Annotated in this window: 15 protein-coding genes; all 15 read left to right on the top strand. The window is 58.5% G+C overall.

Features of this window, described 5'->3' with window-relative positions:
- Window positions 1-7: 7 nt before the first annotated feature.
- The 15 genes from AC3WOG_RS03395 (at window position 8) to AC3WOG_RS03465 (ending at window position 17009) form a co-directional block, all read left to right on the top strand.
- The gene (locus AC3WOG_RS03395; protein WP_492576670.1) at window positions 8-823 is read left to right on the top strand and encodes an HpcH/HpaI aldolase family protein; all 816 of its coding nucleotides are present in this window, start codon (window positions 8-10) and stop codon (window positions 821-823) included.
- Window position 824: 1 nt separating this feature from the next.
- Window positions 825-1805 carry a hydroxyacid dehydrogenase gene (locus AC3WOG_RS03400; RefSeq protein ID WP_492576671.1) on the top strand — a complete coding sequence of 327 codons (981 nt, stop codon included), beginning with the start codon at window positions 825-827 and terminating at the stop codon, window positions 1803-1805.
- A gap of 208 nt (window positions 1806-2013) precedes the next feature.
- Window positions 2014-3135, top strand: coding sequence for a Gfo/Idh/MocA family protein (locus AC3WOG_RS03405; protein WP_492576672.1), 1122 nt, complete (start codon window positions 2014-2016; stop codon window positions 3133-3135).
- A gap of 308 nt (window positions 3136-3443) precedes the next feature.
- Window positions 3444-4400 (top strand): MurR/RpiR family transcriptional regulator, encoded by a 957-nt coding sequence (locus tag AC3WOG_RS03410; RefSeq protein WP_492576673.1) that lies wholly within the window; start codon window positions 3444-3446, stop codon window positions 4398-4400.
- Window positions 4401-4642: 242 nt separating this feature from the next.
- Entirely contained in the window at window positions 4643-6484 is a 1842-nt protein-coding gene (gene iolD, locus AC3WOG_RS03415) for a 3D-(3,5/4)-trihydroxycyclohexane-1,2-dione acylhydrolase (decyclizing) (RefSeq protein WP_492576674.1), read from the top strand.
- Between the two features lie 24 nt (window positions 6485-6508).
- Window positions 6509-7423 (top strand): myo-inosose-2 dehydratase, encoded by a 915-nt coding sequence (iolE, locus tag AC3WOG_RS03420; RefSeq protein ID WP_492576675.1) that lies wholly within the window; start codon window positions 6509-6511, stop codon window positions 7421-7423.
- The gene (locus AC3WOG_RS03425) at window positions 7420-8229 is read left to right on the top strand and encodes an SDR family oxidoreductase (protein ID WP_492576676.1); all 810 of its coding nucleotides are present in this window, start codon (window positions 7420-7422) and stop codon (window positions 8227-8229) included. The genes iolE and AC3WOG_RS03425 overlap by 4 nt, the downstream gene beginning before the upstream one ends.
- Before the next feature lie 81 nt (window positions 8230-8310).
- Window positions 8311-9378 (top strand): sugar phosphate isomerase/epimerase family protein, encoded by a 1068-nt coding sequence (locus AC3WOG_RS03430; RefSeq protein WP_492576677.1) that lies wholly within the window; start codon window positions 8311-8313, stop codon window positions 9376-9378.
- Window positions 9375-10544 (top strand): Gfo/Idh/MocA family protein, encoded by a 1170-nt coding sequence (locus AC3WOG_RS03435; RefSeq protein ID WP_492576678.1) that lies wholly within the window; start codon window positions 9375-9377, stop codon window positions 10542-10544. The genes AC3WOG_RS03430 and AC3WOG_RS03435 overlap by 4 nt, the downstream gene beginning before the upstream one ends.
- 350 nt (window positions 10545-10894) lie before the next feature.
- On the top strand, window positions 10895-12103 hold the full coding sequence (locus AC3WOG_RS03440; RefSeq protein WP_492576679.1) for an arabinose transporter: 1209 nt from the start codon (window positions 10895-10897) through the stop codon (window positions 12101-12103).
- Between the two features lie 728 nt (window positions 12104-12831).
- Window positions 12832-13827 (top strand): inositol 2-dehydrogenase, encoded by a 996-nt coding sequence (gene iolG / locus AC3WOG_RS03445; RefSeq protein ID WP_492576680.1) that lies wholly within the window; start codon window positions 12832-12834, stop codon window positions 13825-13827.
- Window positions 13828-13862: 35 nt separating this feature from the next.
- Window positions 13863-14075, top strand: coding sequence for a hypothetical protein (locus AC3WOG_RS03450; RefSeq protein ID WP_492576681.1), 213 nt, complete (start codon window positions 13863-13865; stop codon window positions 14073-14075).
- 119 nt (window positions 14076-14194) lie between these two features.
- Window positions 14195-14935: an ATP-binding cassette domain-containing protein gene (locus AC3WOG_RS03455; RefSeq protein ID WP_492576682.1), complete on the top strand. Its 741-nt coding sequence runs from the start codon at window positions 14195-14197 to the stop codon at window positions 14933-14935.
- Window positions 14936-14955: 20 nt separating this feature from the next.
- On the top strand, window positions 14956-15972 hold the full coding sequence (locus AC3WOG_RS03460; RefSeq protein ID WP_492576683.1) for an ABC transporter permease: 1017 nt from the start codon (window positions 14956-14958) through the stop codon (window positions 15970-15972).
- A 38-nt stretch (window positions 15973-16010) separates the two neighbouring features.
- Complete coding sequence (locus AC3WOG_RS03465) at window positions 16011-17009, top strand: sugar-binding protein (protein WP_492576684.1); 999 nt, start codon at window positions 16011-16013, stop codon at window positions 17007-17009.
- The last annotated feature ends 531 nt before the right edge of the window (window positions 17010-17540 follow it).

The raw sequence follows: 17540 nt of genomic DNA on the forward strand, positions 1-17540 counted from the left end.
AGGGGCTATGAAACTCAATAATATCAAGTCGCTGTGGGCAGACGGCAAACCTGTCGTAAACGGCTGGCTTGCCTTTGCATGTCCGTTTTCCGCCGAGATCATGGCCGAGCAAGGATATGACTCGATCACGATCGACCTGCAGCATGGCCTGGTTGGCTACGAGGCTGCGACCACCATGCTACAGGCGATGCGCGCAAGCGCGGTGGTCCCGCTTGTCCGGGTGCCATGGCTCGACCCGGGCGACATCATGAAAGCGCTCGATGCAGGCGCTTACGGGGTGATCTGTCCGATGGTCAATACCGCGGAGGATGCGGCGAGGCTGGTTTCCTACGTGCGTTATCCGCCCTTGGGCTCGCGCAGTTTCGGACCGATACGCGCGAATATTTCCGCTGGCGCTGACTATGGCCAGCACGCTGACGAGCAGGTTCTCTGCTTTGCGATGATTGAGACCGCCGAAGCCCTTGCGAACATTGACGAGATCGTCTCGACACCAGGTTTGGACGGTGTCTATATCGGACCGGCGGATCTGACGCTCGGTTTGACTGGCAAGAAATATCCGCGCGGATTCGACCGCGAGGAGCCGGAAATGGTCGAGGCCATCCAGCACATCCTGAAGCGTGCGCATCACGCCGGCATTAAGGCAGCGTTGCATAACGGAACGCCGGAATATGCGGCTCGCGCTGTGGAGTGGGGTTTCGACCTCGTGACGGTGTCCAGCGACGTGCGGCTGCTTGCCGGAGCGGCACAGGCAAGCGTGAAGTCCCTGCGCGCGTTGCTCGGCAAGACGACGCCTTCGGACGCAAAGCTGGCGGGAGGTTACTGAAATGCCCCACGTACTGGTAGCCGGACGCATTCACGATGCGGGACTGGATATTCTGCGCAATGCTAGCGGTGTAACGTTTGATCTCGTCGAGGAAATTTCGGTCGAGTCCTATGCGCCACTAGCGCCGAAAGCGGATGCGATCCTCATCCGTACCCAGCCACTGCCGCGTGCGGTAATCGAATCTGCAAGCCGACTCAAGCTCGTGTCCCGCCATGGCGTCGGGTTCGATGCTGTTGATGTCGGAGCATTGACGGAGCGATCCATCCCGTTGGCGATTATTGGCGACGTCATCTCGAACTCGGTCGCCGAGCACAGCATGATGCTGGTGCTTGCGCTCGCCAAGCGGACGATCGTGTACGACCAGAAGACCCGGGCCTCTTCCTGGCAATATCGAAATAGCTACGACGCATGGGAACTCAACGGCCGGACGTTGTTGCTGCTAGGGTTCGGTCGTATTGGCAAGGCGATGGCGAGAATGGCCGCGGGTTTCAACATGAAAATTCTCGCCTACGATCCCTACGTTGCAGGCGAAACAATGAGTGCATTGGGTGTGACGCCTGTCGGCGATCTGCGGCAAGCTCTCGCTGAGGCTGATGTTGTGTCAGTTCACATGCCAAAGTCGGCAAATGGTCCGTTGCTCGGCGCCCGGGAATTGGGGTGGATGAAACCCTCGTCGATCGTCGTGAACACAGCGCGTGGAGGAATCGTCGACGAGGGGGCACTGCAGGAGGCGCTCCGCGCAGGCCGTCTGGCCGGTGCGGGCCTCGACGTGTTTGAGAGCGAGCCGCCCGAGCCGGATAATCCCCTGTTTGCGCTTGAGAATGTCGTATTAAGTCCGCACTCCGCGGGCTTGACTGAGGAAGCGGCGGCCGGCATGGCGGTGTCCGCTGCCACGAACATTGTTAACTTCTTCGCTGGCCGTCTGGATCCGGCGCTGGTGGTCAACGACGTGAGAATCGCCCCGCCTGCGACGATGGACTGAGCGATGGACTGAGTGCTGGGCCGATGGGCAGAGCCTGCCGAACACATGCGAAGGACTTTTACGTCACGTCGTCGACGACCCAGGAGCCTTGAGACAGCTTGCGATTGGCGAACTGGGCGCCGGAGTCGGCGAGGACGGGTAGAACGGTGATGGTCGGCTAAGGGGCGTCAGGTCGAGTCAGGTTTTGATACATAAGGATGAATACATCATGCAGGAAATTGGCATTGGCATTATCGGTACCGGCTTCATGGGAAAAACGCACGCCTTGGCCTATCGCGCCGTGGCAGGCGTGTTCCCTGAATGTCTACGTCCGAAACTCGTTGCGGTTGCCGATATCAACGCAGACGCCGCGAAGCGCGCCGCAGCGCAGTTTGGCTTTGCGCGAGCGAGCTCGGACTGGAAGTCGCTCGTGACTGATCCAGCGGTCGGCATTGTGTCGATCACTACGCCCAACCTGGTGCACAAGGAGCAGGCGCTTGCGGCAATTGCCGCGGGCAAGCACGTGCATTGCGAGAAGCCGATCGCGCCTGGTGCTGCGGACGCGAAGATCATGATGGAAGCGGCAGAGGCCGCCGGGGTAGTGACGCAGGTGGGTTTTAACTACATCAAGAACCCCATCCTGGGTCTCGCCCGGTCGATGATCGCTTCAGGTGAACTCGGTGACATCGTGAGCTTTCGCGGCATTCACGCGGAGGACTACATGGCCGACGCCGACGCGCCATACAATTGGCGAGTGGACCCCTCTGGCGGCGGTGGTGCGATTGCCGATCTCGGCAGCCATATAATCGGAATGTCGCGCTTCCTGCTGGGGCCGATCGTGGAGATCAACGCCGATCTGCAGACAGTTGTGAAGACTCGACCGGTCGGTCCGGGGGCGACCGAGCGAAGGAAGGTCGAGGTCGATGACATCGGCCGGGCCATCGTGCGGTTCGAACGCGGTTGCAGCGGCAGCATCGAAGCCAACTGGGTCGCGCTGGGCAGGAAGATGCAACTGGGCTTCGAAGTGACAGGCACGAAGGGCACGCTCGTTTTTTCGCAGGAACGCCTGAACGAACTGCAGTTCTATCGCGCCGGTACTGATCCCCATACGGCAGGTTTTGTCCGTATCGAGTCCGGGCCGCAACACACGCCATACGGAAACTTCATCGTCGCCCCCGGACACCAGCTCGGTTTCAATGACCTGAAAACGATCGAAGTCGCCGATTTCCTGCAGGCCATCGTCGGCGGCGAGCGAAGAGGGCCCGATTTCCGCGAGGCATGGGAGATCCAGAAGGTTATCGACACCGCTATCCAGTCTTCGAGAGAGAGGCGCTGGCTCGCTGTTTCGTGAAACACCCGGCGCGCCCGGACTGGGCATTCGGGTTGGGCGCGCCGGGCCGGACCAGGCTAATCGATCGACAGTACGGTGCAGGAAGGTTGCGGGAGAGCATGCGCTTCGTCGCGGCCGTGCCGCGGCCTCCCGGTCCGGCGGGTTGGCGGGGGAGTCATTCGGGACAGTGTGAACAGGTGTGAGATGATCGATTGAGGACGGCCACATCGGCGACGCTGACCGGGTATTGCAACTCAGGCTTGCCGGAGGCGACCACTGGTGGCATCGTTCGGCTGACAGGACTACCAGCGACACGAGACGCAACCGGAATGACGAGCGAAAAGAAACCGAAGATAGCCAAGGAAACGACCGGCGAGCAGCTTATCCCGGAGGAGAACTACGAGGGGATCGTCAACGTCATCACCGCGGAGTACCCCAAGCTGTCCGAGCGGTATCAGCAGGTAGCGCGGTTTTTCACACAGAATCCCAACGTCGTGGCGCTGGAGTCGATCAACGCGATCGCGGCCAAATGCGGAGCGCATCCTTCCATTCTCGTGCGTTTTGCACAGCACTTCGGATATTCCGGCTTCAAGCAACTCCAGGCGGTGTTTCAGACCCGTCTTGCGACCACCGCTCCGGGTTTTCGTGAGCGCATCAATGCCTTGGAGGTGGATCTCAAGCGCAACGTCGATCAGGGCAACCTTGGGTTTCTGCATGACCTCGTGGTGCGCGACATCGCGACGCTTCAGGCGCTGTTGAGCAGCGTGACCGAGGAAAGCCTTACGCAGGCAGCGCACTATCTGAAGAACGCGCAGACGATTTACATCGCTGGCCAGCTTCGTTCGGAACCGATAGCGCAATTTCTGCGCTACATCCTGACGATGCTGCAACGCAAGGTGATTCTGCTGGACGCGTCCGGCGGCCTGGCACCGGAAATGGCCTCGACGATGGCCGGGGAAGATGTGCTGGTCGCCATCTCATTTCGTCACTATGCCAAGGAAGTCGTCATGATCTCGGACATCGCGGCGCGGGCGGGCGTGCCCATTGTGGCGATTACGGACAGCCAGCTTTCACCTCTTGCGAAGGACGCAGGCGTGCTCTTTACCATTCCGGAAGAGGAGTACACGTTCTCGCGTTCGCTTGCTGCTCCCATGTGCCTGACGCAGTGCATCGGCATTGCCCTCGCTGCGCTTCTTCAGCCCGGTCACGACGGAGCGCCGCGCATTGCGACCGTCACAGAGAAGGAACGGAACCGGGGCAAACGGTCCCGACAGCGCACGGAATGATGCGGCTGATATAAAGGCGAATCACGTCCGTCCGGCATAGTAGCCGCTCCGGATTTTCTTCCCGCATGCCCCTTTGATGCCCGGTGTCACCGGGCTGTAGGCGCTCGTGCGCAAGGTGCAAAACGCACTGGGAAAAACCCCTAAGCAATTTTCATTGCTACAACATCTTCTCTGCAATAAAGTTTGAAAAATCAGAGCGGTGCGCCGAGCCCGCGGTTATTCGAACGTGTGAGGAGAAGACAATGTCGACCATTCGCTGCACCGTGGCCCAAGCCATAGTGCGTTATCTGAAAAGCCAGTTTACCGAGATCGACGGAAAGCGTGTTCCGCTCTTCCCGGGCGTCTTCGGTATTTTCGGACATGGCAATGTCACCTGTCTTGCAGAAGCGCTCGAAGCGGTAAAAGACGAATTCCCTACCTGGCGTGGCCAGAACGAGCAATCGATGGCGCTCGCCGCGATTGCCTTTGCGAAGGCGAAACGTCGGCGCCAGATCATGGTCGCCACCTCGTCGATCGGGCCTGGTGCGACCAACTTTGTGACGGCAGCTGGCCTCGCACACGCCAACCGGTTGCCGATTCTCTTCCTGTCCGGCGACACCTTCGCAAGCCGCCGTCCGGATCCTGTCTTGCAGCAGGTCGAGCATTTCAACGATCCGTCGATGACGGTCAACGATGCGTTCAAGGCGGTCACCCGGTACTGGGACCGCATCACGCATCCGGAGCAGATCATCTCATCGCTGCCCCAGGCGGTGGCCGTGATGCTGGATCCCGCGGACTGCGGCCCGGCTTTCCTCGGTTTGTGTCAGGACATCCAGGAAGTGGCATTCGACTATCCGGCAGCGTTCTTTGAGCCGACGGTTCACTCGATTCCCCGGCCGAGGCCCGATAGCGCTCGTGTGGCGCAGGCCGTGGCGGTGCTCAAGGAGGCACAGCGTCCCATCATCATCGCAGGAGGGGGCGTGCGCTATTCGGACGCTGAGCAGGCCGTAGTGAAGCTTGCTCAGGAGCGCGGTATCCCAGTCGTCGAAACAATCGCGGGCAAAGGCACGCTCACACACGATCATCCGGTTCACATCGGACCGCTAGGCATCGTCGGATCGACCTCGGCCAACGCGCTTGCTGGCGAGGCGGACGTTGTTCTCGCGATCGGCACGCGGTTGCAGGATTTTACTACCGGCTCGTGGAGCTGCTTTTCACACAGCGCGAAGTTTGTTGCTATCAACACAGCGCGCTTTGACGCGGTCAAGCACCGGTCGCTTGCGCTAATCGGGGACGCGCGGGAAACCGTCGCCGAGCTGGATGCCGCGCTCGGCGACTGGCACGTGGATGCATCGTGGCTCGAGCATGGCCGGCGTGAGTTCGCACGCTGGAACGATGCGCTGGCTGCGGGCCAGAAGCGCACAGATGCCGCCGTGCCTACGTACGCGCAGGTTGTCGGCGTCGTGAATGAAGAAGCGGCCGAGCGCGACTATGTCATTTCTGCTGCGGGCGGTTTGCCCGGCGAACTGGTCAAGGGCTGGCGAGTCAAGGCGCCAGGGACGTTCGACTGCGAGTTCGGTTTTTCCTGCATGGGCTACGAGATCGCCGGCGGTTGGGGCGCGGCGATGGCTGATCCGTCACGTGAGGTCTTCGTCATGGTCGGCGATGGCTCATACATGATGATGAACTCCGACATCTATTCGTCCGTGCTGGCGGGGCACAAGATGATTGTTCTCGTGTGTGACAACGGCGGCTTCGGCGTCATTAACCGGCTTCAGAACGGCAAGGGCGGAGCATCGTTCAACAACCTGCTGAAGGACAGCAAGGTCAAGGAGGCCTTCCCGGTTGATTTCATCCGTCATGCCGAATCGATGGGAGCACTTGCTCGCCGCGCTAACACGCTCGACGAATTGCGCGATGCCTTGAAGTGGGCGAAGTCGAATGACCGGACCACCGTCGTCTCGATCGTGACCGATGCATTCGCGTGGACGCCGGGCGACGCCTGGTGGGACGTCGGCGTTCCGCAGGTAAGTGAGCGCGAAGAGGTGCAGGCCGCGCGCAAGGATCAGGAAAAGGGCCGTACGAAACAGCGCATCGGCGTTTGATCACTCCTTCTACGGAAAAGAGATATGACACTCAAAGCAAAGCTGGGCATTGCTCCAATCGCCTGGTCCAACGATGACCTGCCGCAACTGGGTGGCGATACGCCGCTCGAGACGTGCCTCGCCGAGAGCGCTGAAGCCGGGTTCCTCGGCGTCGAAACGGGCGGGAAGTTTCCGAAGACGAGTGCCGAGCTGAAGCCGCTGCTGTCGCGCTTTGGCCTGCGGCTTGTGTCGGGGTGGTATTCAGGCACCGTCCTTGACTCAGACCTTGAAGCGGAAAAGGACAAAGTGCTGGCGCAGCTTGCGTTATTTCGCGAATGTGGCGCCGCGTGCCTGGTGTACGGCGAGACCGCTGGCACCATCCAGAACCGCCAGAATGTCCCTCTGACAGGTCGACGTACGCTCAACGACGACGACTTCGTGACATATGGCCGCAAGCTGACGAAGTTCGCCGAGTTCTGTGCCGAACAGGACGTGCCGCTCGCGTTTCACCATCACATGGGTACCGCGATTGAAAACGCACAGGACATCGACCGTCTGATGGCCCATACCGGCGAGGCCGTGCATCTTCTGCTCGATACCGGGCACGCGGTGTTTGCCGGCGCCGATCCAATCGCGATCCTGAACCGGCACGGAAAACGGGTTATTCATGTGCACGCGAAGGACATCCGCGACGGTGTTCTGACCGGATTGGACCGTTCACATGAGTCCTTTCTGGACGCGGTGCTCAAAGGCGTCTATACGGTGCCCGGAGACGGCGCGATCGATTTCGCGACTGTCGCGCAAAAACTTGCCGACATTGGTTACGAGGGTTGGTTCGTGGTCGAGGCGGAGCAGGATCCCGCCAACGCTCCGCCGCTCGAGTACGCGAGAATTGGACATCGTTCGCTCACCATGGCATTGCAGCGAGCGGGCTACGACATCGAAAGGAGCGCGGCATGAATCAGTTCGAGGGAAAAATTGCTGTTGTCACCGGTGGCACTCAAGGTCTGGGCGCCGCAATTGCCACGCTCTTTGCACAGCGAGGCGCAGAGGGAATCATCATCTGCGGTCGCTCGCGTGAGAAGGGCGAAGCAAAAGCGAGAGAACTGACTGCCGCGACAAAGGCGAAAGTGGTGTTCGTACCAGCGGACCTGTCAAGCGTCGAGGACTGCCGTGCGGTCATCGCGGCCGCTGACCAGTCGTTTGGTCGGGTCGACGCGCTCGTCAACGCAGCAGCCATCAGCGATCGCGGCACGATTCTGGACACCCAGCCGGAACGGTTTGACGAGATTTTTGCGACGAATGTGCGTGCGCCGTTCTTCCTGATGCAGGACGCGATCAAACTCATGCTTCGAACGGAAACCAAAGGCACGATCGTCAACATCTGTTCGATGGCGAGTCTGGCGGGGCAACCGTTTATCTGCGCTTACTCCGCTTCCAAGGGCGCACTGGCCACCCTCACCCGAAACACCGCGTTTGCGGCGCTGAAGAACCGGATTCGCGTGAACGGCCTGAACATCGGATGGATGGCATCCGAGGGCGAAGACCGGATCATGAAAACGTACCACGGGGCAAAGGACAACTGGCTCGATGAGGCCGCGCAGAAATTGCCTTTTGGCCGCCTGATCGATCCTGCCGAGGTGGCACGCGCTGTAGCGTTCCTGAGCAGTGACGAGTCCGGGCTAATGACAGGGTCCGTGCTCGAGTATGACCAGTCCGTGTGGGGAGGATACGACGAGCCCCCAAGCCCGAACGCGGCGTTGTGACCGGTCAACGAACTCGGGCCGCCAGTGATCGCGGCGCACGTCGCGCCGCATTTCTCGAACTTGAATGAGGTCGTGGAAATCATGCGTACCATCAAGGGGCCGGGCGTTTTCCTGGCCCAGTTCGCAGGCAATGAGGCCCCCTTTAGCACGTTTGCCGGACTGGTTGACTGGGCTGCAGACAAGGGCTTCACGGGAGTTCAACTGCCGGCGTGGGACGCGAGAGTCATCGATCTCGCGAAGGCCGCTGAGAGCCAGACGTATGCGGACGAAATCAGGGGCGTGGCAGCGGCACGCGGTCTGACGGTGACTGAACTTGCGACGCATCTCCAGGGCCAACTGGTAGCCTCTCATCCCGCCTACAACGTGATCGCCGATTCGTTCGCACCGCAGGCGGTGCGCGGCAATCCGCAACAGCGTCAGGAATGGGCTCGAGAGCAATTGTTGCTGGCTGCCAAGGCTTCGCGCCGGCTAGGACTCGATCGTCATGTCACGTTTTCGGGCACGTTACTTTGGCCCTACCTGTACCCTTATCCGCAGTGGCCAGAAGGGCTGATCGATGAGGCATTCGATGAGCAGGCACGTCGCTGGCGGCCCATCCTCGACGCGTTTGATCACGAGGGTGTCGACCTGTGCTACGAAATTCATCCGGCAGAAGACCTGCACGACGGCCTGACCTTTGAGATGTTCCTCGAGCGCGTCGGCAATCACCCTCGTTGCAACATCATGTATGACCCGAGCCACCTGGTCCTGCAATCGATCGACTACCTCTCCTACATCGATCACTACCACGAACGCATCCGTATGTTTCATGTAAAGGACGCAGAGTTCCGCCCGAACGGCAAAACCGGGGCGTACGGTGGCTTCCAGCCCTGGGCCAGTCGCGCCGGCAGGTTCCGTTCACTCGGAGACGGGCAGGTTGACTTCAAGTCCATTTTCTCGAAGCTCTCAACCTACGATTTCGACGGCTGGGCCGTCCTCGAGTGGGAATGCTTTCTGAAAAATTCCGAGGATGGCGCGGCTGAAGGTGCACGCTTTATTCGCGATCACATCATCAGCGTATCCGACCGGGCGTTTGACGATTTCGTGAAATCGGGCGCGGACCGCGCGTCGAACCGGGCGATCCTCGGCCTCGGACAGGCGGCGCAATGAACAGCACAAGGATCAACAGGCGTTTGCGTCTTGCTATGGTTGGCGGAGGCGAAGGCGCATACATCGGTGGCATCCACCGTTATGCATCGCGTCTCGATGACCAGTACGAGCTTGTAGCGGGTGCGTTCGACATCTCCGCCGAAAAAGGGCGGGCGTTTGCTGGGAGCGCTGGTGTCGCAAGCGATCGCGCGTATGGCAGCTACCTCGAACTGATCGAAGGTGAACGTAAGAGAGCAGACAGGGCAGATGTCGTTTCAATCTGTACACCAAACCACACGCATTTTCCGATCGCAAAGGCATTGATTGAAGGAGGTTTTGACGTCATTTGCGAAAAGCCGATGACGACCACCGTGGAGGACGCCGTGAGCTTGCATCAGTTGGCTCAGTCGAGCGGCCGCTTCGTCGGCGTTACCTATACATATAGCGGATATCCATTGGTGCACGAAGCCCGCGCGCTGGTCGCGCAAGGCATGATCGGCACGGTGCGGGTGGTGCAGGTCGAATACCCGCTCGAGTGGATGGCTACGGCGATCGAGGCCGCGGGAAATGCCCAGGCGCAATGGCGGACGGATCCAAAAAGATCCGGGCGGGGCGGAAGCATCGGAGACATTGGCACGCATGCTTACCATCTCGCCGCCTTTGTGAGCGGATTAAAGCTCGACGCGCTATGCGCCGATCTGGCGACCTTCGTTCCGGGTCGATCATTGGATGACAACGCGCACGTGATGTTGAGGTATGAAGGAGGCGCTCGTGGCCTGCTTTGGTCGTCGCAGGTAGCGATTGGTCATTCCAATGGGTTGCGGCTTCGGATAACTGGCGACCAAGGCAGTCTCGCATGGGCTCAGGAACAACCCAATGAGCTCCTTCATACACCACTCGGCGGCGCGCCCGCCACGATCAAGCGCGGCCGTGACGATGTTTCAGACGCGGCAAGAGTCCGGACGCGCATTCCCCCCGGACACCCGGAGGGATATATCGAGGCCTTTGCCAATCTCTATGGCGGATTCGCCGAAGCGATTCGGGCGCGGATGGACGATCGGCAAGTCGGCCCGCTCGGCCGGGACATACCGGTCGCCTACGATGGCTTGAAAGGCGTAGCGTTTGTTGACGCGGTGGTAGACAGTTTCGAGCGCGGATCGGTATGGGTAAAACCGGAGTACGTCTAGTGGCGCGAGGAGTCGGTCGGTAATCCAGCAAGCAGGACGCTGGCGACTTCCGGGGCGGAGGAATGCAGTTCTATCGATGGTGTTATTAATTATTTTATCAGTAATGCTATTCAATAGAACCTGATCGTTCATTCTTACGGACGTTGGTGATCTGGCAGACATGACCCGGATTCTGGAGACCGGAGCAGCCAGAGGCTATCTCGGCGTTGCGACGACGATATATGCCGGGCAGTACCGCTGACTTTCGTAACGGGAAAATCCCGGCGTGGTCTTGCAAGTGAACCTGTCCGGGAACTGTCTGACGCCGACGGTCGACGAGGAGACAGTTTTCAATCGGGAAGCAGCCTCTTATGAATTGCAATTCGAAACTCGTTACCGCGGTGACTGCCACGACTCCAGAGACTCCCGGGACTGCGGTGGGACGCAGCGTGTTTTGCCTCAGTGCGGCGGTCTTTATCTGTGGGATTACCTTTGGCGCCCTGTTGCCGGTCGTTTCTATTTTCGTCGGGCGACTGCTCGGGTTCAGCGATGTCATTGCCGGTACGGCTGTAAGCGCGCATTTTCTTGCGACACTGCTCACGCGCGGATATGCCGGGCGTGAGGCTGACCATTTGGGAGCCCGCAGGTCGATGTTGCGCGGTTTGTTGGCGTGCTCGGCTGCCGGCGTGGCCTTCGCTGGTGCAACGCTGTTTACGGGGGCACCCGTCTTTCAGCTGGCGTGTGTCATGGTCAGTCGAGTGTTTTCGGGTTTGGGAGAAAGCCAGCTCATCACAGGTGCGTTGACCTGGGGAATCGGCCTGGCGGGTGCGCAGCGCTCGGGCAAGGTGATGGCGTGGAACGGAATGGCGCTATATGGCGCGATTGCAGTCGGTGCGCCATGCGGCATGGCACTAGTTCACATCGGAGGCTTCACTCTGGTCGGTGTCGCGATGATTGGGCTGCCGTTGATTGCGTGCATTGTGGTGCTTACCCTTTCAGCGGTCCCGGCCAGCGGGGGGCATCGCAGCGGCTTTCGTGAGGTACTCGGAGTCGTCTGGCGCCCCGGGATAACCCTTGCGTTGCAAGGTTTTGGTTTTGCTGCAATCAGCTCCTTTGTTTCCCTTTATTTCGTTGCGCGGGGATGGGCAAATCCGGGGCTGGCTTTATCAAGCTTCGGTTTTGCTTTCGTTCTGGTCAGGCTGTTGCTCGGTTCGTTGCCTGATAGGTTGGGCGGGTATCGGGTCGCACTGGGATCGATGTGTGTCGAGGCAGTCGGCCAACTCATCATGTGCGTGGCGTCCAATAGTGCGATCGCCGTATTGGGTGCGGCCGTGACAGGAGTGGGATGTTCGTTGATGTTTCCGGCGCTCGGATCGATGACCGTGAAGCGAATGCCATCGCACAGCCGGGCCGTCGCCATAGGAACCTTTACCGCTTTCCAGGATGTCGCCTATTTCGTAACGGGCCCGCTTGCGGGTCTGATCGCGTCAGGGCTGGGGTACCAGGCCATCTTCGGAGCAGGTGTGATTACGTCGTGTGCCGGCGTCGCCATGACGGTCTGGAGCAAACGGGCAACATGATTGCTTATCAGTATGCGGCAGGCCGTCAGTTGCGCACCCGTTTGGTCGTGCGGTCGTGCGTTTCGATAGGGTGCGCATAGGCGCCGCTCGACTGAAGAGTCTTATTGCAGTCTCGCGCAGGTTGTTCGAGATCGGCCAGGTTTCATTGCCGACACAAACACGCTTCGCGGCAACGGTTTAAAACCTGATAGCGACGTCGGCAAAGATGCCGAATTGGTTGATTCAATACATATAAATTTCGTACAACATATTAAATAGAGGTGGTGAAGCTGCTGAACAGAACGGAGTGTTTACGACTTGAACTAACGGTTCGACTCGTGCTGCAAGACACACCGTGCGGTGATTCGCGGAACCTATCGTTTTCCCTCGGTTCACCTTGCAGATCGCGCTGCCTGGCGAGGAAAAGCCTTGTTGCAAGGGGATCTCCGCCGATCCGGGCGATCTCGGGAAGATCGTTGAGGCGCACGCAAACCTTGACACGCAACAAAAATTGCATAATATAGATTATGCAACATTAAGTGCCTCTTGCGCCAGAGCGCCGTCCCATAGCCCCATCGACGAATGATGGAATGACCCGTTTCGCACGACTGTCAGTCGCCTCTGAATGGCAGCAAGAAACCTGGTGAAAGTTAGTTTTGCATCGATGTACTCGGCGCGCCAGGCGCCTGAGCGTTAATCAACACTAGCCGGTCGGACCCGGCGATCGTCAATCAAATTGGAGACATGGTATGACTCGCATTGCCGTATTGGGCGCCGGACGAATCGGCAAAATCCATGCTGCAAACGCTGCTGCTAGCCGGCACGCGTCGTTAGTCGTCGTAGCTGATCCATTCGAAAATGCCGCTCAGTCGCTCGCAGAACAACTTGGATGCGAGGCGGTTTCGAATCCCCTCGACGCAATTTCGCGTGCAGATGTAGACGCTGTGATCATTGGCACGCCAACCGACACGCACGTCGACTTGATGTTGGCTGCGGCGCGTGCGGGGAAAGCTGTGCTTTGCGAAAAGCCGGTGGATCTGGACATTAAGCGCGCCGACGCCGCGGTGGCAGAACTCGAGGCACTGGGGGCACGGGTGATGCTGGCATTCAACCGGCGTTTCGATCCTAGCTCGATCGAGCTTCGACGTGCCATCGACGCCGGCGATATTGGCGACGTCAGACAGGTGATCATCTCGAGCCGAGACCCCGGGCTGCCGCCGCTGGATTATTTGAAGCACTCGGGCGGAATCTTCAGAGATATGACCATCCACGATTTCGACATGGCGCGATGGCTGCTCGGTGAAGAACCCGTGTCGGTGATGGCTGTTGCGAGCAGGGTCGTGGAGAGCACGCTCTCAGAACTCGACGACTTCGATACATTGATGGTGATCATGCAAACGGCGTCTGGGAAGCAATGTCACATCAACTGCTGCCGGGAAGCCGTCTATGGATACGATCAGCGGTTCGAAATTTTCGGCTCGCGGGGAATGCTGCTGAACGAGAATTTGAGGCCTACAACCGTGCGTCGATATACGGCGGAGCAAACCGAGTCTCGGCAACCCTTGCTCAACTTTTTCCTTGAGCGCTATGCCGACGCATATCGGGCCGAACTCGAAGCATTCCTTACGGCATTGCGCGACGGTCTGCCAATGCCGGTCACGCCAAAGGATGGCCGTCAGGCATTGAAGCTTGCGGATTGCGCAGTGGAATCCGTGAGAACTGGACGAATGGTAAAGGTCGACTAAGGGGCGACCCGCTGGCTCTGCAATTGGCCCGTTCCATGATTGCCAATGGCGACGTTAGCGCGATTGTCAATTTCTGCCCTACGCACGCGGGATCAGATCAGCGAAGGATTTACGGCAATTTCATCGTTGCGCCCGGTCATCAACCCGGCTTCGACGATTTGAAAATAATCGAGATCGCTGACTTCCTGAAGGCGATCGCAGGCGGGCCGATGACTGGACCGGACTTTCGCAAGGTACGGGAGATTTAAAAGGTTATCGACACTTCCATTCGCTCCTCGCGAGAGAGGAGTCTGCTCAACGTGTCGTAAGTCACCGAAGGATCACGGCCTTGATGCCGTGACGCTTACAAAATCAGGAGACGTGGTCTATGGCTATTCTCGAGTTAAGGAATGTATCGAAAAGCTTCGGCGCGATTCAAGCCGTTTCGGACGTCAGCTGTTCGATTGGAAAGGGCGAAGTAGTCGCCCTCATGGGAGACAACGGCGCAGGAAAATCTACGCTCGTCAAAATGATTGCCGGCAACTTTTCGCCGACCGGTGGTCAGATTTCTGTGGACGGCGAGCTTTGTCATTTCAATCGGCCAATCGATGCCAGAGACAAAGGTATCGAGGTGGTTTATCAGGATCTGGCGCTGAGCGATAACCTGACGGCCGCCGGAAATGTCTTCCTCGGCCGTGAACTGAAGCGCAAAGTTGGCCCGTTCAGCATCCTGGATGACAAAGCCATGGCCGAACGCTCAGCCGAACTTTTTGCGGAACTGAAATCTGAGACTCGCCCGTGGCAACTCGTACGGAGAATGTCGGGCGGGCAGCGCCAGGCTGTGGCAATCGCCCGTACTCGTCTTTCCAATCCGAAGCTCGTTCTCATGGACGAACCGACCGCAGCCATAAGCGTTCGACAGGTCGCCGAAGTCCTTGCCCTGATCGAGCGGCTCAGAGACACGAATCACACGGTGATCTTGATCAGCCACCGCATGCCCGACGTCTTTGCGGTTTGCAGCCGCGTTCTCGTCATGCGTCGCGGTCGGAAAGTTGCGGATAAGAGCATCGCCTCAAGTTCGCCTGAAGAAGTCACAGGGCTGATCACGGGTGCGATCGAATCGGCCTGACAGCGATCCAGGAGGAAATTATGATGAACAGGCAATCCGCAACGAGGATTGATGATTTTAGCGCCATCGTCCAACGGCGCAAGTCTGGCTTTCTACAGTCCATTACACATGCTCAGCCAGTGTGGGTCTTTTTGGCGATGCTGCTCGTCTGCTTCGTAATGAGCTTTGTGAGTGACAAGTTTTTGTCGACACAAAACCTCTTCAACACGAGTCGAAATTTTGCCTTTACAGGCATCATGGCACTGGGTATGACGACCGTAATTATCACCGGCGGCATCGATTTGTCGATCGGTTCGGTGATGGGCGTCTCAGGAATTGTGCTTGGGATAGTAATGGCTGGAGGGCACTCGATCTGGATCGGACTAGCAGCGTGTCTCCTGACCGCGACAGTGTGTGGTCTGGTTAACGGGGTGCTGATTGCATATTTCCGCATGTCGTCGTTTGTTGTAACACTCGGGATGCTCGCGATTGCCAGATCGCTCGCTCTGGTTTTCTCGAACAACAAGCTCTTTTGGGAGTTTGGACCTGATCAGGCACTTCTGTTTCAAATCGGAGGAGGAACGACGGCGGGCATTGCGAACCCTGCCTGGGTACTGGCGATCATGACGGTGATCTTTGTCCTCGTGTACCGCTACTCGGCATGGGGACGGCATGTTTTCGCGCTCGGCGGAAACGCCGCGGCGGCGAAGCTGTGCGGTATCGCCATTGAGAGACTTACCGTCTCGGTCTACGTCCTGTCGAGTCTTACAGCAGGCATCACCGCTTTTCTGATGGTCGGTTGGCTTGGCTCGGTAACGAACGCCTTAGGACTATCAAGTGAGTTGCAAGTGATCGCGGCGACTGTTATCGGGGGCGCAAATCTAGCCGGTGGTATCGGCTATGCCATCGGCGCTCCGATCGGCGCAGCGTTAATCGAGGTTATCCGCAACAGCCTCCTATTGGCCGGCGTCGACCCCTACTGGCAGGGCACGTTCCTCGGCGGATTCATCATTCTTGCAGTCATGCTGGAGAAGTTGCGCCGCAAGTCGAGTGACTGACTCGACCGATTCTTAATAACATTATGGAGGAGTGCACGATGAAAAAAGCATTGTTGCCGCTGCTGGCGCTCGGGGCTGCCCTGTGCGTCCAGTCGCTCACTGTTCGCGCTGAGGATGTATATGCGCTAGTTCCCAAAGCAATGAACAATCCCTACTTCGACCTGGCGCGTGACGGATGCAACAGCGTAACCGACAAGTTGAAGGGCGGGAAATGCCTCTATGTTGGCCCATCGGAAGCCAACGAGCAGGAGCAAATTCAAATCATTCAGGATTTGATTACGCGTCACGTCAAGGGTATTGCAGTGTCACCTGCAAATGCGCCGGCGATCGCACGTGCCTTGAAGGCGGCGCAGGAGGCCGGCATTCCGACGATTACCTGGGATTCGGATCTTCTCCCGCAAGACAAATCATATCGGCAGGCCTACGTCGGGACGAAGAACTACGATATCGGTGTGAATCTGGCGAAGCTTCTGCAGCAAATGAAACCGCAGGGAGGCAAGATCTGTCTGCAGTCGGGCGGGGCTGCCGCCGCGAACCACAATGAACGGCTGCAGGGGATTCGAGACACGCTGGCTGGCACACATGGCAGCACCCCGCCTGGAAACCGCTTGACGGGGCAACATGGCTGGACAGAGGTCGACGGGTGTCCGCTTTTCACGAACGACGACAGCGCAAAAGCGGATCAGCAACTGTCGGATATTCTGACGAAGTACGGAAGTCAGCTGGACGCGTTTGTATCGACTGGAGCATTTACCCAGTGGTCGGATAACGCATACCGCCAGGCCGTACAATCGGTACTTCCGAGGATCAAGTCAAAGCAGCTCGTCGTTCTTGTTGCGGACACGCTGCCCATGCAGTTGAAGCAGCTAAAAGATGGCTACAGTAATGGCAATGTGGGGCAGAGACCGTATGAGATGGGTGCAAAGGCGATTCTGATGCTCCAGGAAATTTCATCTGGAAAGAAGGTTTCGGACCCCACGTATACCGGCATCGATATTTGCACGGCCGACACCTTGGACACCTGTCTCAAGCATTAACGGGCGCCAACTTCCGCAGCGGCGACGGGATTTTCTTCCGTCGCCCTGCGGAGCCAGGACTGTGCCGTTCAGTGAATACCATTGGCAAAATCCAGTGCGAGGCGAGGCTCTGGTCACGATGTTAGCGTCCGGCGCTGGCTGCGAATCTCAGGCGAGCACGTCTACTGCTTTGTGCCGAAGCACGGATACTTGCGGGCATTGTCAGTCGGTGGCATCTGTCGATCATGAAGACTGATCCGGACAGGACGCACTATCTACTCAAATGAATACAGGGAAACGGCAGAAGATGGCGAAGGTAGGGGTGTGCCCTCACGTAGCCATCTTTACCGGATGTCTATTTTCCCTTCCATTGCGAAAGAGTTTCCCCTTTTGGCTCTGTGTCTTCAAGGTTGGGAAATATACACTCGCGAAAAAGTTGCAGTGAATTATCGACGGAGACACTACAGGCGCTGAGCAGTCCCCTCTGTTTTGCTATTCCTGCCGGAAAAGTTTATCGCTGCGAGATGGTGGGTGAGCCCGTACACCTTCGTG

The sequence above is a fragment of the Paraburkholderia sp. FW306-02-B genome, assembly GCF_058782725.1.